Here is a 17,780-nt window from a genome sequence, read left to right on the forward strand (position 1 = left end):
GTGCGCTGAAGGGAACGCCCGGGCGTCTGAGGACCGGGCGTCGATGCTGTCAGGAAGGGCAGCGGGCATCGGATTGGCGCGCCCATTGCGAGGCGGTCCGCGCGATGGTTTCTGCGAGAGCCGACACGGCTTTCTGATGAGCGAGCACCAGGTTTTCCATGCCGGGGGCTGCGGGTTGCCGAATCACGCTGCTGCAGGTAAGGGTCTTGCGCTGGGTACCGGGCCCGGCTCCGCTGCCGCGCAGGCTCAGGTTCCAGACCACGTCGATCAGGGCGTATTGGTCCAGCACCGATTCAAAGCGACGTACGTCGGTGCGCACCGATAGCACCGGCTGGTCACTCTGTTTCGGCAGCCCGGCAAGGTCTCGAGACCCGAAGCGACGCTCCAGCTGCCCGGTCAGCGCGTCATGGAATTCATCCCCCAACGGCGCGCCCCAGCGTTCGTTCTCCAGAATCGCCAGGCTACCATTGCCCTGGCGGATAACCAGCGGCGGCTGGTCGACCTGCACCGCCATGAGCACAGCCTGCATTTCGAACTGAAACGGCGCCGGGCTTACATTCGCCTGCACCGGAGCGGCCGGCGCGATCAAGGTGTAATAGTGGGTCGGCGTGGAAGCGCAGGCCGTCACACCGAACACACACGCCAGGGCGAGAAGAGAATTACGCAGTGTCATTGGGCCGGCTCCGGAGCGATTTCACGGGAAGAGGATGATCCTTTATACGAACCGGGCGCCGCGTCGCCACTGCGACCGCGAATCAGCGATTCGGGATGGCGACTGAGGAAGTCGGTCAACACCCGCACTGAGCGCGCCGTCCGCTGCACTTCGTCCATGGCTTGACCCAGTTGCTGACGTGCCGGCGAGTCATCCGACAGCGCTTCGTTGGCCGTGCCCAGGGTTTTTTGCGCTTGCTGCAACGCGCCACGCATCTGTGGCAACACGTCACTGTTGACCTGCTTCATGGTTTTCTGAAGTTCGATCAGGCTGCCGTTGAGGTTCTTTGCCAGGTCGTCGAGGGGGATCTTGCCAAGCTTGTCGACAAACTGCTGCAACTGCTCCTGCAGTTTGTCGAAGCTGCCCGGCACCGTCGGGATCTCCAGCGGCCGTGCTTTGGCGTTGTAGGAGACTTTCGGCGCCTTGGGGTCGAAATCCATGGCAACGTAAAGTTGCCCTGTCAGCAGGTTGCCGGTACGGACCTGAGCACGCAGGCCACGTTCAATGAATTGCCCGAGTACTCGCGATGTCTTTTCTTCATCGTCGCCTGCGCCTGCCTGCTGCTGCAGCTTGTCGTTTGCAGCACCCAGCCGCTGGGGATAGATGACTGCGCCGACGATGCCAGGGAATGTGCCTGTGGCGGCGTCATAGTCGAGATCGACGGACACCACGCGGCCAATATTGACGCCGAGGAAGTCCACCGGCGCATTGACCACAAGGCCGCGCAGCGACTGGTTGAAGCGCATGCGGATGTATTTGGGTTCGCCATCGGGCGGGGCCAGCGCAGTGGCCTGGTCCTCGAACAGCTTGAATTCGGCGTTGCCGTTGGCTGGCTTGGCGTCCGGGCTGTATTTGGGTTCACGGAAGGCGATACCACCAGAGAGAATCGAGGCCATGGACTGGGTCGACACTTTCAGACCCGAAGCACCGAGAGTGACGTCCACGCCGCTGGCGTTCCAGAAGCGTGAATCGTCGAGGACGAACTGATCGTTGGGCGCGCCGACGAAAATTTCGACGTCCACACCCTTGCCGTCCTTTGCCAGTTCGTAGGCCACGACTTGGCCCACCTGGATGCGGCGGAAGTACACCGGCGAGCCGATGTCCAGCGAGCCCAAGTCGTCGGTGTGCAGAATGAAGCGCTTGCCTTTCTCGCCAAACGTCACGGCCGGTGGGGTTTCCAGGCCGGTGAAGTCTTTCTTGGTTTCTTCCGAATTGCCGGCATCGGCGCCGATGAACGCCCCCGATAACAGGGTGTCGACGCCGGTCACGCCATGGGCGCCGATGCGCGGCCGCACCACCCAGTATTGTGTGTCGGCGCGGGTGAACGGCGCGGCCGACTGGTTCAGGTCGATGCTCGCCAGCACGTGAGTGCGGTCGTCGCTGAGTTCGATGTCGGTGACCATGCCGATGACCACGTTCTTGTACTTGACCTGGGTTTTCTTGGCTTCCAGACCTTCGGCCGTGAGGAAGCTCACCACCACTTTGGGGCCGACGTTGAGGAAGTCATGAACCACCATCGACAGGCCGATCAGGGCGGCGACGATCGGCACCAGCCAGACCAGTGACACGCGAACCTTGCGTGCCTTGACCTGCGGTCGGGTCGGCGGGGAGGGGGTAGGGTGTTATCGGACATCTTCAACCTCTGCGTCCCAGATTAGCCGGGGATCGAACGTCATGGCGGCAAGCATGGTCATCACCACCACCAAACCAAAAAACAGAATGCCAAGGCGCGGCTCGATGGTGCTGAGCCCGCGAAACTGAACCAGCGCTGCCACCAGCGCCACCACTAGCACGTCGAGCATGGACCAGTAGCCGATCAATTCAATGAAACGAAACAGCCGCGAGCGCTCGCGCATCGCCCATGTGCTACGGCGCTGGCATGTCACCAGCATCAGCCCCAGCACCAGAAACTTGATGCAGGGCACGACCACGCTGGCGATGAAAATCAGAATGGCGATGTCCCAGGAGCCGCTTTCGGCGAACTCGATGACCCCGCTCATGATGGTGTTCTCACTGCTGCTGCCGAGCATGGTCGTATACATCACCGGCAGCAGGTTGGCCGGAATGTAGAAGATCAGCCCGGCAATCAGAAAGGCCCAGGTGCGCGTCAGGCTGTTGGGCTTGCGCCGATGCACCGGCGAATCGCAGCGCGGGCATTCATGGGCGTCTTCCGGGCAGACGTAACTGCACACGTGACACAAGGTGACGTTGTAGTCGCGGGCGTAGGGAATGCCGTTCATTCCGGTTCAACTCCCAGTTCGTCCCACAGGCGGCGGATGTCTTTGCCGGCGATCAACAGGATCAGCACCATCAGCATTGCCATGGCCCACAGGCCTGCGCCTGCGTGCACGTCCAGCATGCCTGCCAGCTTGACGATCGCCACCAGAATCCCCAGCAGGCACACCTCCAGCATGCTCCAGGGCCGCAGGTGTTCGAGGGTGCGCATGCAGATTTTGAAGCCGGGGGCGATCTCGCCGCGATGGGCATGCGCCAGCACCCAGAACAGCAGGGCGATCTGCAGCGCCGGCGCGAGAATGATGGCCAGCCCTGCGACCAGGGCGATCAGCGTGATCTGCCCCTGGGCCAGCGCTTGAACCGAACCCCACAGGGTCACCTCGTTGTGCAGGCCTTGCATGCTGATGCTGATGACCGGAAACACGTTGGCGAAGATGAACAGGACGCAGGCGGCGAGGCTCAGTGCGAGCAGCTGCTCGATGGTCAGCCGGTGACTGCGGCGAAGAATCGCGGCGCAGCGCAGGCAATAGGCAGCCTCGCCTTTGTTCAGAGGCATGGCCTCGTAAACCGAGTCGCAATGCTCGCAGATGATCCACTGATCAGCGCGCGTGTGCGTCTCGGCCAGCGCTGGCGCGGGCGGTTGCTCGGATGCATGGGCCTGGCGGTGAGAAATGTCAGTCATCGGCGCGGGTGTCGCGGAAGTCATGGATGTGTTCACGATAGATCGGCTTTCGTCGATTGCGCGTGTGGGCGTTGGGCGGGCAACGATACCCTGTCGGCCAAGCGCAGGCTTGCATTAGTTGAAGTGAATGTCATGAAAGACGCGCCGGCGGAAAGACTTGAAAGATTGACCACAGTGCCATCATTGGGTTCGGCGTCATTTTGCAAAGGCGGCCGCACCGTTTTCAGAATGCTGTCACAGGCAGGGTTGAAAGCGAATTTGCTGTTGTGGCCGAGCATTGTAGCGGCGGCCAGTTACAACTCGCATCCACCTGCGGTGATAGACTCCCGCCACTTCAAACGAGGAGCGACAGACGTGCGCAAGATGGCAATGATGGTAGCGGTGTTGATGCTGGCGGGTTGTGATGGCGGCAAGCCGGCGACACCCGCCCAGGTTCCGAGCACTGATTCGGTGGCGGAAGCGCCGACGCCGGCTTCGCAGCAATGGACCATTCGTGTCCACTTGAAGGAAGCGCTGAGCGACATGACCTATTGGCTGGTCGAGCACCATTACCCGTCTTACGTGGTGAAGGTCGATGGCAGAGAAGTGGTGATGATCGGGCCGTTCGAGTCTCAGGCTGACGCCGAGAAGGCCAAAATGGATATCGATGCCGCAATGGCCAAGGCCCATCGACTGTCACAGCTGGAAGTGATCGCGCCACACTCCTGAGGGCCCAAGGCCGGTGGCATCAAGGGATGCCCCGGCCAAGGCCTGTCTTGAAGCAGAGTCAGACGTCGATAATCAACGACGGCCCAGCAGCAGACCCACGACCAGACCGAAGCCCGCAGAGACCGCCACGGTCTGCCATGGGTGGCCGCCGATGTAGTTTTCGGTGGCATCGACGGCTGGCTTGGCGCGTTCGCGCACGCTGCTCACGGATTCCATGGCCTGCTTCAGCTTCTGGCTTAGCTGAGCGCGTACCGTGTCGGCTTCTTCGCCAACCAGTGACGAGCTGTCCTTGAGCAATTTGTCGGACTCTTCAATGAGGGCGGCCAGTTCGCTGAACGCTTGATCCTTGATCTGTTCGACAGCGGCGTTTTGGGCAGCAGTTTTACGAGCCATGGCAAATTTCCTTTCAGTGGTTATGGCAGTGTGCAATGGAGTTTTGAGGGCCTGAAAAGTTGCAGCCCAAATCCGCCGGCGGCCAAAAAGTACACTGAACAGGGTCGGGAATTGTCTTCACCGGGTGTAAGATGCTGACGTTTTTCGAGCCGATACGGCTCCGTTCATGCGTTTCGTTTTGCACATCGAGGTACATACCATGAGCTACAACCTGGCCAATAAAACCCTTCCGGAACGTGCCGCTATCGAGGACGAAAAGTCTCGCCTGTTCGATCTGTGGCAGAGCAATCTGGGCAAGGCCAAGGGGGACGCCGCCCGGCTGATGGGCGAGCGGGCCAAACGCAAGGGCAAATGGTCGGAGTGGGTGCGCGGCGAACTCGACGCCATGTCGCCACCGGAGTACGCCAACATGGTGCGCGCCGAGGTCAATCGTCTGGTGGCAGCGGCGCGGCGCTAGGTTTCGGTTTAGACAGTCGGACGCCTTCCCGGCTGAAGCCGGTCCTGCCATGCGCGGTTTAGTGGGACCGGCTTCAGCCGGGAATAGGCCAGTCCTGGCGACATCATTTTTGCCCGTGTTTGCGGTGTGGCGGCTGACGCTTTCCCGGCTAAAGCCGGTCCCACTAACAGCCTACGGCTACTGCTACGGCTACGGCTTGGCCACTGCGCTGACTTCGATGCGTTTGGGCAGCAAATGGTTTTCAAAAAACAGATCGGCCGTCCGCTGCTGCGCCGCAATGATCTGCGGGGTGATCGGCAGAATCGGCGAGGCAGGGCGGTTGTCCATGTAGCGGGCAATCACCATCTCGGGCAGGCCCATCGAACGGGTCAGCACGTCCAGGCTCAGCTGCCGCTGGCTGCGGGTCAGCGCTTCGGCTTGTGTCAGCTGTTCGAGCAAGGCGTTGATGAAGGCCCCGTGCCCAACGGCGTACGAACGTCTGGCGGTGTAGATCGGCCCGGACAGTCCCAGGCCTGAGCCATCCGCCAGTAACCGAGCCCCACCGCTGCTCAGTGCCAGCGACGAGAACGGTTCCCAGATCGCCCAGGCATCGACGCTGCCTTGTTCGAACGCCGCGCGGGCATCGGCCGGGCTGAGGTAAACCGGCTGGATGTCGGTGTACTTCAGCCCGGCATGGTTCAGGGCGCGGAGGATCAGGTTGTGGGAGCTGGAGCCTTTCTGGAACGCCACCTTCTTGCCCTTCAAGTCCGCCACCTGATGCAGCGGGCTGTCGGCCGCGACCAGCAGGGTTTCCGCCTGCGGCTTGGCGGGCTCGGCGCCAATGTAGAGCAGGTCGGCACCGGCGGCCTGGGCGAACAGCGGCGGAATGTCGCCGGTGGAGCCCACATCCAGCGCACCGATGTTCAAGGCCTCCAGCATCTGCGGCCCCGCCGGGAATTCAATCCACTGCACATGGGTGTCGGGAAAGCGCTTCTCCAGCAGGCCCTGTTCCTTGGCCAGCACCAACGCAATCGAGCCCTTCTGATAACCGATGCGCAGCTCGGCCGGATCGGATGAATCGGCCGCAGCCGCGACGTTCCCGCAGGCCAGGTTGATCCCGATCATCGCCAGCAATGCGCTGCCCAATGTGCGCACTATTTTCATACTTTCAAACCCTCTTCGTTTCTGTGTGCAGGGCGATGCCCTGGCGGGGCGCTGAACCGGTTGGCCGGACGCGGCAAACCCAGGTGCTCGCGCAAGGTGCTGCCGGTGTATTCCCGGCGGAACAAACCGCGCCGCTGCAGCTCCGGGATCACCTTGTGCGCCACGTCCTCCAGCCCGCCCGGCAAGTGCGGCACGAGCACATTGAAACCGTCCGCGGCGCCTTGCTCGAACCAGGCCTGCCACTGATCGGCAATCTGGCTGGCGGTGCCGATCACGCTGAAATGGCCTCGGCCGCCGGCGATTCGTCGTCCGAGCTGCGCCAGGGTCAGGTGTTCGTCCTGCGCCAATTGCGAGAGCAGGACCTGGCGGCTTTGCTGGCCGCTCCGGGTCAATGGCAGCGCGGGCAAGGGTTCGTCCAGCGGGTAACCCGACAGGTCGAAGTTGCCCAGCATCCTCCCCAGTAACGCGACACCCACGCGGGGCTCAACCAGCGCCTGGAATTCCTCGAATTTGTCCCGGGCCTGGGCCTCGCTGTCACCGACCACCACGAACATGCCGGGCATGATCTTGAGCATGTCGGGGTCTCGGCCGAACCCGACGGCTCGAGACTTCATGTCCCCGTAGAACGCCTGGGCAGCGGCCAGTGAGGGCTGTGCGGTGAACACCACTTCGGCGGTTTGCGCCGCCAGCGTACGGCCGGCCTCCGACGAACCGGCCTGCACCATCACCGGCTGACCTTGGGGGAGCGGGCCACATTGAGCGGGCCTTTGACTTTGAAGTGCTCACCCTGGTGATCCAGCACGTGCAGGCCGTCCGGGCGGTAATACGCGCCACTGGCCTTGTCCCGCACGAAAGCGTCGTCGTCCCAGCTGTCCCACAATCCGGTCACGACCTGATGAAACTCCCGGGCGCGGCTGTAGCGCTCGGCATGGTCGATGTGCTCGTCGCGGCCGAAATTCAGGGCTTCGGCGGCGGCATCCGATGTCACCAGGTTCCAGCCCGCACGGCCTCCGGACAAGTGATCCAGGGAGGCGAATTTACGGGCGATGTGGAAGGGCTCGTTGTAACTGGTGGTGGCGGTGACAATCAGGCCGATGCGCTCGGTCACCGCGCTCAGCGCCGAGACCAGCGTCAGGGGTTCGAAGTGGTCCGAGCGGGCCATGTGGCGAGCAGCATCCCCGGTCGCGGCGGCCACGCTGTCAGCGATGAACAGCGTGTCGAACTTCGCCGCCTCGGCCACCTGCGCCAGGTGTTTGTAATGCGTGAAGTCCAGGCCCGCATTGGCCGGCACGTCCGGGTGGCGCCACGCCGCAACGTGGTGACCGGTGGCCATCAGGAACGCGCCCAGTTTCATCTGCCGGGGCTCAGTGCGTGTTTGCCGCGAGTCAGCGCTTGTCTGCGGGGGTTCAGTGCTCATTGCCGCTGCCTTTCATGAAGTGTCCTTGTGAAGGTTCGCCCATGCTCAGAAATCCTTGCGAACTTGCACGCCGAAGTAGCGCTCGTCGTCCCGTGGCACGGCGCGGTAGATGTAGCCCGTGCCGCTGGCAAGCAGGGGGAATAGGATCTGTCGGTGAGATTTTTCGCCAGCACCGCGACGCGCCAGCCATTGCTGTAATCGGCCACGGCTGCGCTGGCGTTCCACAGTCCGTAGGCGCCTTGCCTGGTGTCCGGGTTCTGGCTGATGTCGTACTGCACTTCGCTCTGCCAGCTGTAGTCAGTGCCCAGTTCGATGTCCAGCCCGTTGTCCAGCGGCATGGTGTAATCGGCGCGCACGTAGCTTTTCCAGTCCGGCGCGTAGGGCAGCGTCTTGCCGTTCACGTCACAGGACGCCGCCGCGCCCGCCGGGCAGCTGAACTGGTCGATGCGCGCCTTGGTGTAGGCGATGGCGCCGGAGAACTTCAGGTTGCGTGTGGCCTGCAAGGCATAATCGGCCTCGACCCCTTCGGTGCTGACGCTGCCGGCGTTGATCAGCCGGGTCACCACCTGGCCCGCGACGCTGTCGAAGAAGTTCGCCTGATAGTTGCTGTACTCGCTGTGAAACACCGCGACGTTGGTGGTCAGGCGGTGGTTCCAGGTGGTGGCCTTGATGCCCAGCTCCCAGTTGTTCGAGGTTTCAGGTTTGAGGGCGCCGGTGTCCCGGGGCTGCATGTTGAAGAACACGTTGTAGGCCGGGCCTTTGTAGCCGCGCGAGTAGGTGAGGTAAGCCATGACCGAATCGCTCAAGTCATATTGCACGCCCAGCCGCCCTGACCAGCCGTCTTCGTCCACCGAACCGGAGCTGCTGGTGCCGGGCTGAATGCCGCTGACCGTGGTGGCGGACGTCGAGACGCGGCGGTGATCGTATTCCAGGTCGTCGTGGGTCCAGCGCAGACCGGCGATGCCGCGAAACGCCGAGGTGAAATTCAGCGTGCTTTCGCCGAACACCGCGTAGCTGTCGCTGGTGGTGCTGTAATCGGCGACGCCGGTGTTGGTCGCGGTGGGCGTGATCAGCGTACGACGGTAGGTTTCGTCGTCCTTGCCGTGCATGTAATACAGACCGCCGACGTACTCGAGAAACTGCCCTTTGGGTGAGGCCAGTCGCAGCTCCTGGGAGTATTGATTGAAATCCAGATCGCCTTTGTCTGCGGTGGCCGGGAAGGCGGCGCTGATGTTGGCCAGTCGGTCGCCATCCTGCCACTGCGTATTGTTCCAGCCGCGCCAGGCGGTGATCGAGGTCAGCGTGTAATCGCCCAGGTTCCAGTCCAGTTGCGCCGACAAGCCCTTGTTGATGTCGTCGACATGGCTGCGGTCATCGCTGACCAGGTCGCGGTTGTCGTGGCTGGCGCGCACTGGCGACAGCGCGTTGGCGAAGGCCGGTGTCAGCGACTGGCTGATGACGCCGTTGGGGGTGTCATCGTGAGACTGCATGTAGTCGCCGATGACGGTCAGTTTGACGTCCTCGTTGGGGGTGAATTCCAGCTTGCCGCGCGCGCCTTTGTGGTTGTACCCGTTGACCTCCTGGCCGTTGGCCTTGTTGTGCACGTTGCCGTCGTAGGTGCCGAACAACGTCGTGACCGAGGCCTTCAGGGTGTCGGGGATCAGGCTGCCGCCAATGCCGAAACGGGTGCGGCTTTCGTTGCCGCTGTAGTAGGACTGATCGATGTAGCCATGGGTCTCGGCGGTGGGCGCCTTGCTGACGATGTTCAGCACACCGGCCGAGGCGTTCTTGCCGAATAGCGTGCCTTGAGGGCCGCGCAGGACTTCGATGCGCTCCAGGTCCAGCAGGTCCAGCGTCGCCTGGCCGGGCCGCGCGTAGACCACGCCATCCACTACCGTCGCAACCGTGGGCTCGACGCCCGGGGATGTGGAAATGGTGCCGACGCCGCGCATGAACAGTGAGGTGTCCTTGTTCGAGGCACCGGTGCGGAAATTCAGCGCAGGCACCTGTTGCGCGATGCTGGCGACGCCGTTGCGGTTGTCGCGCTCCAGCTGTTCGCCATCGAGCACCGTGACGGCGACCGGGACCTGCTGCAGCGGCTCTTCCCGGCGGGTGGCGGTGACTGTGACGGCCTGCAGGGTGGCGGTTTCCGGTGACTGCTCCACGCCTGAGGGCGCGGTCGACAGGTCCGCCGCGAAGACCGGCAGTGCGCACAGCGGCAGTGCAAGTGCCAGTGATAGCTTCAGCGCCGCCGCAACGGCCTGGCTCAGATGACTCGGTAAATGGAACGCCCCGGTTTGTCGCATGATCGTTGCTCGCTGATGAATGCCTGTCGGAAGGTGGCTCTGCGGCCACTGGGTGTGCTGCGCGGCAGAGAGGTGGGCATTCGCTCAAGCGAGTAGCTGATACTGTCGGTTAGCGCTAACATCGCCAGTATCGATAATCGTTGGATAGACCGTCCAATACTGAAAAATAAGCTTTAAATAATCTCTGGTTATAACCAGTTTTTCGGCAGGAGCGGGCGTTTTGACCGACACAGCAGATCCCCCACGCAAGCGACGCGGGGCCGGGCGCGTGACCCAGGACGCCGTGGCCCGCCATGTCGGCGTGTCGACGATGACCGTGTCGCGTTACTTCAATCAGCCCGATCAGGTGTCCGACGAGCATCGTCAGCGCATCGCAGCGGCCGTTGCCGAACTGGGTTACGTGCCCAATCTGGTGGCCGGAGGGCTGGCGTCGGCCAGGGGCAGGATCGTGGCGATGGTGGTGCCGAACATCTCCGGGCCGATCTTCGCTGACACCATCCAGGGCTTCAGCGATACCCTGGCGCAGCACGGTTATCAGCTGCTGCTGGCGTCGAGCTATTTCTCCACCGAGCAGGAAGAGCGGGCGATCCGTGCGTTTCTCGGCTGGTCACCCGCTGCGCTGGTGGTCACCAGCCACTTCCACAGCGAGGCCACGGAGAAGATGCTCGCGGCGGCGGACATCCCGCTGATCGAAACCTGGGACTACCAGCCCGACCGCGCGCCGATCCAGATCGGCTTTTCCCACCATGAAGTGGGCGTTACCGGTGCGCGTTATCTGCTGGAGCGCGGTTATCGGCGCGTGGCGTTCGTGCTCAACAGCGCGGCGGGGGACTTCAGCGCTCAGGAGCGTTGCGCCGGGTATGTGCAGGCGCTGGAAGCGGCCGGGGTCAGCCCGCAGATTTTCACGCCGGCCGGCGATCTTGCGCCGTTCGAAGCCGGCAAGCAGGCGCTCACCGGGCTGATGCAGCACGCCACGCCTCCTGATGCGATCTTCTTCGCCAACGACAACCTGGCCGCCGGCGGGTTGCTCGCGGCGCAGCGTGCAGGGGTGAGCATTCCGGGTGATTGCGCAATCTTGGGTTTCGGCGATTACCCCTTCGCCGAAATGCTTATGCCCAGCCTCAGCACGATCAAGCCGCCCGCGTTGCAGATTGGCGTGCTTGCTGCCGAGCGGGTGCTGCAGCGCCTGGGGGTAATCGGCGCGGACGAGGTCTTTCAGCGGTTGAATTTGCTGGAGTGCCGGTTGATCGGCCGGGAAAGCAGCTAGCGACGTTCTGCCAAGCCGCCATCACCAAGTGCCGCTGGCCGGTTTCGGCAGGCTCAGCGTGCCGCTGTCCTCAAAGCGCATCGTGCCAAACAGTCCGCCGGCCAGCTTGCCGTGCAGCTCGTAGGGCAGGTTGTCCAGGCGTTGCTGATCAGCGAGGCCCACCGCCTGGCGCAGGGCGGCAAAGGCTGAAACGGTGACCGGCACGGTCAGTACGCCCTCGGAGAAACGCCCGATCGTGCCTTTTTGATCGCTCACGCCGGTCGCCAGCAAGCGGCCGTTGACGTCCAGGTTCAGCGCGGCGCCGTCGTACTGGATGTCGGTGTCGTTGGGATTTTGCAGGCGCAGCTTCACGGCGAAGCGGATTTCCAGATCCTGGCCGGGCAGGGGATCGATGCCTACCACGTTGATGTTCAACGGGTCGCGGTTGGGAAACAGCGCGCAGGCGCTGAGTGCGAGCACCATTGTCAGGCCGGCGAGGAGGGTGCGGATCAGGCGTAGCGGCATCGGTGACTCCCGTGGCAGGCCGTTGGGGCACAACATGCCCCTTCAAACGTCCTGACGATTCAAGTGTGCGACCCCGCGCGCCGGAAGAGGTTCTGCGTCAGGAGCTGCATCAGCTTCTGCATCGGGGCCGCGGGACGGGTCCTGCAGCACCTTCAAGGTCGCGGCTTCCGGGTCGAATTCGGTGAGCTCCGGCTCCTGGTATTCCTCCGGCAGAAAGATATTGAGGAGGATCGCGCAGAACGCGCCGACGGTGATGGGTGATTCGAAAATGTTGTGCAGCGCCTTGGGCAGCTCGCGCAAGACCTCCGGCACGGCAGCGACGCCCAGGCCCATGCCCAGGGAAATCGCCACGATCAGCATATTGCGCCGATGCAGGCCGGCTTCCGAGAGGATCTTGATGCCCGCCACCGCCACGGTGCCGAACATGATCAGCGTCGCGCCGCCCAGCACCGGCTTCGGCATCAGTTGCAGCACCGCGCCGATAATCGGGAACAGGCCCAGCAGCACCAGAATCCCGGCGATGTAAAACGCCACGTAGCGGCTGGCCACGCCGGTCAGCTGAATGACCCCGTTGTTCTGCGCGAACGTCACCATGGGCAGGCTGTTGAAGGTCGCGGCCAGCGCCGAATTCAGCCCGTCCGCCAGCAGCCCCGACTTGATCCGGCGGATGTACACCGGCCCGCTCACCGGCTGCCGGGAAATCATCGAGTTGGCGGTAAGGTCCCCGGCGGCCTCCAGCGGCGACACGAGAAAGATCACCGCGATCGGGATGAACGCCAGCAGATCGAAGGAAAAGCCGTATTTGAACGGCACCGGCAGGCTCATCACCGGGACATGGGGCATCTGCGCGAAATCCACCCGACCCATGAACCACGCGACGGCGAAGCCCAATGCCAGGGCGATGATGATCGCACTCAGGCGCAGTAACGGGATGTTGAACCGGTTGAGGACCACGATGGTGATCAGCACCAGACCTGCCAGGACCATGTTCGCCGCCGAACCCAGGTCGCTTGCGCCAAAGCCGCCGGCCATGTCGGTCATCGCCACTTTCAACAGCGACAGGCCCATCAGGGTAATGATCGTGCCCGTGACCACCGGGGTGATCAGCTTGCGCAATTTACCGATGAACTGGCTGAGGGCGACTTCGACGAACGCCGCGCAGAAGCACACGCCGAAGATCGTGGAAAGGATTTCCTCTGTGCCGCCGCCGCGACTCTTCACCAGAAATCCCGCGCTGAGTATGACGCTGAGGAAGGAGAAGCTGGTGCCCTGCAGACACAGCAGGCCCGAACCGATAGGGCCGAAGCGTTTGGCCTGAACGAAGGTGCCCAGCCCGGACACGAACAACGCCATGCTGATCAGGTACGGCACTTCACTGTCCAGCCCGAGCACGCTGCCGACGATGAGGGTGGGAGTGATGATGCCAACGAAACTGGCGAGCACGTGCTGCAACGCGGCAAAGATCGCGGCGGTGAAATGCGGTCGGTCATGCAGGCCGTAGATGAGGTCAGTCCTGGATGAAACTGAAGCAGAAGCCGAGCGGCTCGGGGCGCTGTTGCGGGGTGCGGTCATGGTTAGCCTGCCATTTTGTTTTTATGGGGTCATGGGCTTTGCGGATGACACATCTCCCACCGGTGCGGACATCTTGTCTTGCCGGTCAGGATTGCCGACTGTACAACATGTCCACAAGTAGAAATACATTTTAGTAGAAGATTGTGTACAAATCGTGAGGCGAGGCATGGCAGTCGGCCGTGGGAAAAAGGGCGCGCAGGATGCCAGAAAACATTACCCAGGTCAGCGATCGATGTCGGCTGGTTCCAGGCAAATGCTCACGGCGCTGAACCATCTTTTGCCGAAAGCCTCCATAATGTTGACCGCCAGTGTCGACCGCCATCAGTGGTGACCGTCACCAGCCTGTCGAGTTTGTTCCGCAGTATCTCTGGACAAGGAGGTTTTTACTGAGGCGTCACGATGATCAAGAGCACGGCACAGCAGTTCCCGTTGAGTGAGTCGCAAATCGCATTGATCGCCCGGGCGCTGGCGGACAGCCGACGCTTTCGGATCCTGATTCAGATCGGCGACAGCGAACAGGCGCTACCCTGCGCCGAAGTGCTGAAGGTCCATCCGGTCAGCGCCGCCACCGTCTCCCACCACACCAAAGAGCTCGAGCGCGCCGGCCTCATCGCCACCCTGCGCGAAGGTAAATACGCCAGTTTCATCATCCAGCGCGAAGTGCTCCACGCCTACGCTCGGCAGTTGATGCAGATCTAATACACCTCGTGTGATCTGCAAGACGCGGAGCGTCCGGGCGGCGTTACCACGCGGAGCGTGGGAACGATCAGAATCAGAAATAGTGGTTGCGGCCTCGACTGTAGGACCGGCTTCAGCCGGGAAGCCTTTGATCTTGATGTGCTTTTGATCTTCATGCGGTAAAAGTCCAGACACCACAAATCGCGACTTGGGTGCAGGCCGAACGCAGACGACGCGCAGTGGGTCGAGCCGCATGGATGCGGCGAGAGCGCCGTCAGGACATGGATGTCCGTTCGGCGCGGGCCCACGGAGCGTCGTCGGAGTGAGGGAACCCTGACGAAGGAAGGGCCCAACCGAGAGCAAGCACCCTTGGTTACTTGGGGTGCTTTTCCAAGTAACTCGCCGAAGGCGAAACAGTCGGCCCCCAGGCCGACGCCCTTGATCTCCTCTGGATCTCGGCAGCCCCATTGAAAATAGCCCTGACAACCCCAATGTCTTGAACAATCCCGCATCCGGAGTTCCCCATGTACCCAGACGTTCAGCTGTTCATCGATGGTCAATGGCGTGCCAGTGCAGACGGCCGCACCCTCGACGTCATCAACCCCGCCGACGGCGAAACCCTCGGCACCGTCGCCCATGCCGACATCGCCGATCTGGATCAGGCGCTCGCAGCGGCCGAGCGCGGCTTTGAAACCTGGCGCAGCACCCCGGCCTACGACCGCTACAAAATCATGCAAAAGGCCGCCAACCTGCTGCGCGACCGCGTCGACCACATCGCCAACATCATGACCCGGGAACAGGGCAAACCCCTGGCCGAAGCGCGCATGGAAACCCTGTCCGCCGCCGACATCATCGACTGGCTGGCCGAAGAAGGCCGTCGCGCCTATGGCCGACTGGTCCCATCGCGCAATGTCTCGGTGGAGCAGAAAGTCATCAAAGAGCCGGTCGGCCCGGTGGCGGCCTTCACGCCGTGGAACTTCCCGATCAACCAGGTAGTACGCAAACTGTCCTCGGCGCTGGCGGCCGGCTGCTCGATCATCGTCAAGGCCCCGGAAGAAACCCCGGCGTCGCCTGCCGAACTGGTCCGCGCCTTCGTCGATGCCGGCGTTCCGGCGGGCGTCATCGGCCTGGTATACGGCGACCCTGCACAGATTTCCAGCTACCTGATTGCGCACCCGACCATCAAGAAAGTCACCTTCACCGGTTCGACCCCGGTCGGCAAGCAACTGGCAGCGCTGGCCGGTCAGCACATGAAGCGCGCGACCATGGAGCTCGGCGGCCACGCCCCAGCGCTGGTGTTCGACGACGCCGATATCGACCTGGCCGCCCGCACGCTGGCCGGCGCCAAATTCCGCAATGCCGGGCAGGTCTGCGTGTCACCCACGCGGATTCTGGTTCAGCGCGGCGTGTTCAATGAATTCGTCGAGAAGTTCGTCGGCCATGCCCACGAGCTGAAAGTCGGCAACGGCCTGGAGCAGGGCGTGACCATGGGCCCGGTGGCCAATGAGCGTCGCATTCCGGCATTGTCGGCGTTGATCAAGGACGCCAGCGACAAGGGCGCCAAGGTCCACGTCGGCGGCAAGGCCATCGAAGGGCCGGGCTACTTCTTCCAGCCTACTGTCCTCAGCGGCCTGACCACCGAAATGCGCATCATGAACGAAGAACCGTTTGGCCCGGTGGCCCTGCTGGTGCCGTTCGACACGGTCGAGGATGCCGTCAAGGAATCCAACCGCGTGCCGTTTGGTCTGGCGTCGTATGCGTTTACTTCGTCGATGAAAACCACCCACATCCTCAGCACCCGCATCGAAGCCGGCATGCTGTCGATCAACCACCAGGGCATCGGGCTGGTCGAAGTGCCGTTCGGTGGTATCAAGGATTCCGGCTACGGGTCCGAGGGCGGTACCGAAGCGATCGAGGCCTACCTGAACACCAAGCTGGTGACGGTGTTCAACGTTTAACGTCATGCAGCCGCGTTGAAAAAGAAGCCCACCGTCAGGTGGGTTTTTTCAAGTTGCCGAGGGTGCTACTGGGGACTGCTTTAGTGGGACCGGCTTTAGCCGGGAAGGCGCCAGTACCAGCACTCTCGTTGTTGAGTCGGGTACAGATTAATTTACGGTGATGCGTTGTAAATAAATCAGTCCCCTCATCTAGCCGCCACATCACCCCCGCTGAACTCCCGCCCGCCCCGCGAACTCTGAACCCACAGATCACTTCCGATCCACGGGGACGAGTCATGGCGATCAGCGGCGTGCAGGCAGTAGCGACGGACAGCAAAGGAGAGGTGTTCGAAACGGATCTTCCAGCCCGGCTTGATCGTCTGCCGTGGGGGCGGTTTCATACCTTGCTGGTGTTTGCGCTGGGCATCACCTGGCTGCTCGACGGGCTCGAAGTGACGCTGGCGGGCTCGGTGTCCGGGGCGTTGAAAGACAGCCCGGTGCTGCACCTGACCAATGCCGACATCGGCCTGGCTGGCGGTGCCTATATCTGCGGCGCGGTACTGGGAGCGTTGTTCTTCGGCTGGCTGACCGACCGTCTCGGTCGGCGCAAACTGTTCTTCATCACCCTCGCGCTCTACATCACCGCGACTGCCGCCACGGCGTTCTCCTTCAGCCTCTGGAGTTTCCTGCTGTTCCGCTTTCTCACCGGGATGGGCATCGGCGGCGAGTACACGGCGATCAATTCCACCATTCAGGAATTTACGCCGGCCCGGTTTCGCGGCTGGGTGGACCTGACCATCAACGGCACCTTCTGGATCGGCGCGGCCCTGGGCGCGGTCGGCTCCATCGTCCTGCTGGACGCGTCGTGGGTCGGCGCGGACATGGGCTGGCGCCTGTGTTTCGGCATCGGCGCGGTGCTGGGTCTGATCATTCTGCTGATGCGCCTGTGGCTGCCGGAGAGTCCGCGCTGGTTGCTGATTCACGGCCAGGGCGAGGAGGCGAGGGTGATTGTGGAAGGCATCGAAGAGCGCCTGCGCCAACAGGGCCACGACCTCTCTGCGCCGACGGGTCCGCCATTGCGTCTGCACGCGCGGGACCACACGCCGCTGAAAGAGATTTTCCATACGCTGTTCAACACCTACCGCCGTCGCGCCCTGGTGGGCCTGACGTTGCTGACCGCCCAGGCGTTCTTCTACAACGCCATCTTCTTCACCTACGCGCTGGTGCTCACCGAGTTCTACCAAGTGCCGTCGGCCTCCATTGGCTGGTACGTGCTGCCCCTGGCGCTGGGCAATTTCTGCGGGCCCTTGCTGCTCGGCCGGCTGTTCGATGTGGTGGGGCGGCGGGTGATGATCAGCCTGACTTACGCCGTCTCCGGGGTTTTGCTGACCGTCAGCGGCTATTTATTTCAGCAGGGTGTTCTGGACGTCACCCAACAGGCCATCGCCTGGATGATCATCTTCTTCTTCGCCTCGGCAGCGGCCAGTTCGGCCTATCTGACCGTCGCCGAAACCTTCCCGCTGGAAATCCGTGCACTGGCGATTGCGGTGTTCTATGCGTTCGGCACGGCGCTGGGTGGCATTGTCGGTCCAACACTGTTCGGCGAACTGATCGACACCCACGAGCGCGGGCCGGTGTTCTTCGGCTACCTGATCGGCGCGGCGTTGATGTTGCTGGCCGCGGTGGTGCAGGCGATCTGGGGCGTGGCCTCCGAAGGCAAATCCCTCGAAGAAGTGGCGCGGCCGTTGTCCCAGGCCCACGACTGACCC

At 62.7% G+C, this 17,780-nt stretch carries 15 protein-coding genes and 2 pseudogenes; 6 read left to right on the plus strand and 11 right to left on the minus strand.

Annotated features, from left to right (window positions below; genetic code table 11):
* Positions 1-49: 49 nt before the first annotated feature.
* The 5 genes from JN403_RS14310 to JN403_RS14330 all read right to left on the minus strand — a co-directional run bounded on the left by JN403_RS14310 (position 50) and on the right by JN403_RS14330 (position 3,907).
* Complete coding sequence (locus JN403_RS14310; protein WP_122534511.1) at positions 50-673, minus strand: PqiC family protein; 624 nt, start codon at positions 671-673, stop codon at positions 50-52.
* Positions 670-2,280: an MlaD family protein gene (locus JN403_RS14315; protein ID WP_240356563.1), complete on the minus strand. Its 1,611-nt coding sequence runs from the start codon at positions 2,278-2,280 to the stop codon at positions 670-672. The genes JN403_RS14310 and JN403_RS14315 overlap by 4 nt, the downstream gene beginning before the upstream one ends.
* Before the next feature lie 54 nt (positions 2,281-2,334).
* The gene (locus tag JN403_RS14320; protein ID WP_122534513.1) at positions 2,335-2,952 is read right to left on the minus strand and encodes a paraquat-inducible protein A; all 618 of its coding nucleotides are present in this window, start codon (positions 2,950-2,952) and stop codon (positions 2,335-2,337) included.
* Positions 2,949-3,503: a paraquat-inducible protein A gene (locus JN403_RS14325; RefSeq protein WP_240356978.1), complete on the minus strand. Its 555-nt coding sequence runs from the start codon at positions 3,501-3,503 to the stop codon at positions 2,949-2,951. The genes JN403_RS14320 and JN403_RS14325 overlap by 4 nt, the downstream gene beginning before the upstream one ends.
* Positions 3,504-3,661: 158 nt before the next feature.
* Positions 3,662-3,907: a hypothetical protein gene (locus JN403_RS14330; RefSeq protein ID WP_163023038.1), complete on the minus strand. Its 246-nt coding sequence runs from the start codon at positions 3,905-3,907 to the stop codon at positions 3,662-3,664.
* A gap of 76 nt (positions 3,908-3,983) precedes the next feature.
* Here JN403_RS14330 and JN403_RS14335 point away from each other — a divergent pair, with 76 nt between their 5' ends.
* The gene (locus JN403_RS14335; RefSeq protein ID WP_122534515.1) at positions 3,984-4,337 is read left to right on the plus strand and encodes a hypothetical protein; all 354 of its coding nucleotides are present in this window, start codon (positions 3,984-3,986) and stop codon (positions 4,335-4,337) included.
* Between the two features lie 72 nt (positions 4,338-4,409).
* On the opposite strand, the gene JN403_RS14340 is transcribed toward JN403_RS14335, so the two are convergent.
* Complete coding sequence (locus JN403_RS14340) at positions 4,410-4,730, minus strand: DUF883 family protein (RefSeq protein WP_205482893.1); 321 nt, start codon at positions 4,728-4,730, stop codon at positions 4,410-4,412.
* 199 nt (positions 4,731-4,929) lie between these two features.
* Between JN403_RS14340 and JN403_RS14345 the strand changes: the two genes are divergently transcribed.
* Positions 4,930-5,187, plus strand: a complete 258-nt coding sequence (locus JN403_RS14345) for a hypothetical protein (protein WP_205487327.1) — start codon at positions 4,930-4,932, stop codon at positions 5,185-5,187.
* 189 nt (positions 5,188-5,376) lie between these two features.
* Here the strand turns inward: JN403_RS14345 and JN403_RS14350 are convergent, their stop codons facing one another.
* The 3 genes and pseudogenes from JN403_RS14350 to JN403_RS14360 all read right to left on the minus strand — a co-directional run bounded on the left by JN403_RS14350 (position 5,377) and on the right by JN403_RS14360 (position 10,053).
* Positions 5,377-6,291 carry an aliphatic sulfonate ABC transporter substrate-binding protein gene (locus JN403_RS14350; protein ID WP_275900185.1) on the minus strand — a complete coding sequence of 305 codons (915 nt, stop codon included), beginning with the start codon at positions 6,289-6,291 and terminating at the stop codon, positions 5,377-5,379.
* Positions 6,292-6,326: 35 nt separating this feature from the next.
* Positions 6,327-7,747, minus strand: a pseudogene (locus tag JN403_RS14355) (LLM class flavin-dependent oxidoreductase).
* Positions 7,748-7,792: 45 nt separating this feature from the next.
* Positions 7,793-10,053, minus strand: a pseudogene (locus tag JN403_RS14360) (TonB-dependent receptor).
* A 220-nt stretch (positions 10,054-10,273) separates the two neighbouring features.
* Between JN403_RS14360 and JN403_RS14365 the strand changes: the two are divergent.
* Complete coding sequence (locus JN403_RS14365) at positions 10,274-11,320, plus strand: LacI family DNA-binding transcriptional regulator (protein ID WP_240356564.1); 1,047 nt, start codon at positions 10,274-10,276, stop codon at positions 11,318-11,320.
* Between the two features lie 21 nt (positions 11,321-11,341).
* Here JN403_RS14365 and JN403_RS14370 read toward each other — a convergent pair whose 3' ends face one another.
* A complete protein-coding gene (locus tag JN403_RS14370; protein WP_205482897.1) occupies positions 11,342-11,824 on the minus strand; it encodes an LEA type 2 family protein in 483 nt (160 codons plus the stop codon).
* A 42-nt stretch (positions 11,825-11,866) separates the two neighbouring features.
* A complete protein-coding gene (locus tag JN403_RS14375; protein ID WP_205482899.1) occupies positions 11,867-13,396 on the minus strand; it encodes a nucleobase:cation symporter-2 family protein in 1,530 nt (509 codons plus the stop codon).
* A 399-nt stretch (positions 13,397-13,795) separates the two neighbouring features.
* Between JN403_RS14375 and JN403_RS14380 the strand changes: the two genes are divergently transcribed.
* The 3 genes from JN403_RS14380 (at position 13,796) to JN403_RS14390 (ending at position 17,777) form a co-directional block, all read left to right on the plus strand.
* On the plus strand, positions 13,796-14,095 hold the full coding sequence (locus JN403_RS14380; RefSeq protein WP_205482901.1) for a helix-turn-helix domain-containing protein: 300 nt from the start codon (positions 13,796-13,798) through the stop codon (positions 14,093-14,095).
* A gap of 503 nt (positions 14,096-14,598) precedes the next feature.
* On the plus strand, positions 14,599-16,032 hold the full coding sequence (locus tag JN403_RS14385; protein ID WP_205482903.1) for an NAD-dependent succinate-semialdehyde dehydrogenase: 1,434 nt from the start codon (positions 14,599-14,601) through the stop codon (positions 16,030-16,032).
* A gap of 275 nt (positions 16,033-16,307) precedes the next feature.
* Entirely contained in the window at positions 16,308-17,777 is a 1,470-nt protein-coding gene (locus tag JN403_RS14390) for an MFS transporter (protein WP_205482905.1), read from the plus strand.
* The last annotated feature ends 3 nt before the right edge of the window (positions 17,778-17,780 follow it).

Origin of the sequence: Pseudomonas sp. 15A4, assembly GCF_016925575.1 — a bacterium.
GTDB lineage: Bacteria > Pseudomonadota > Gammaproteobacteria > Pseudomonadales > Pseudomonadaceae > Aquipseudomonas.

Bases quoted from the DNA above. Each gene is read 5' to 3' on its own strand.
- JN403_RS14310 (WP_122534511.1), bottom strand. From the start codon at position 673: ATGACACTGCGTAATTCTCTTCTCGCCCTGGCGTGTGTGTTCGGTGTG.
- JN403_RS14320 (WP_122534513.1), bottom strand. From the start codon at position 2,952: ATGAACGGCATTCCCTACGCCCGCGACTACAACGTCACCTTGTGTCAC.
- JN403_RS14325 (WP_240356978.1), bottom strand. From the start codon at position 3,503: ATGCCTCTGAACAAAGGCGAGGCTGCCTATTGCCTGCGCTGCGCCGCG.
- JN403_RS14330 (WP_163023038.1), bottom strand. From the start codon at position 3,907: ATGCTCGGCCACAACAGCAAATTCGCTTTCAACCCTGCCTGTGACAGC.
- JN403_RS14340 (WP_205482893.1), bottom strand. From the start codon at position 4,730: ATGGCTCGTAAAACTGCTGCCCAAAACGCCGCTGTCGAACAGATCAAG.
- JN403_RS14345 (WP_205487327.1), top strand. From the start codon at position 4,930: ATGAGCTACAACCTGGCCAATAAAACCCTTCCGGAACGTGCCGCTATC.
- JN403_RS14350 (WP_275900185.1), bottom strand. From the start codon at position 6,291: ATGATCGGGATCAACCTGGCCTGCGGGAACGTCGCGGCTGCGGCCGAT.
- JN403_RS14370 (WP_205482897.1), bottom strand. From the start codon at position 11,824: ATGCCGCTACGCCTGATCCGCACCCTCCTCGCCGGCCTGACAATGGTG.
- JN403_RS14375 (WP_205482899.1), bottom strand. From the start codon at position 13,396: ATGACCGCACCCCGCAACAGCGCCCCGAGCCGCTCGGCTTCTGCTTCA.
- JN403_RS14380 (WP_205482901.1), top strand. From the start codon at position 13,796: ATGATCAAGAGCACGGCACAGCAGTTCCCGTTGAGTGAGTCGCAAATC.
- JN403_RS14385 (WP_205482903.1), top strand. From the start codon at position 14,599: ATGTACCCAGACGTTCAGCTGTTCATCGATGGTCAATGGCGTGCCAGT.
- JN403_RS14390 (WP_205482905.1), top strand. From the start codon at position 16,308: ATGGCGATCAGCGGCGTGCAGGCAGTAGCGACGGACAGCAAAGGAGAG.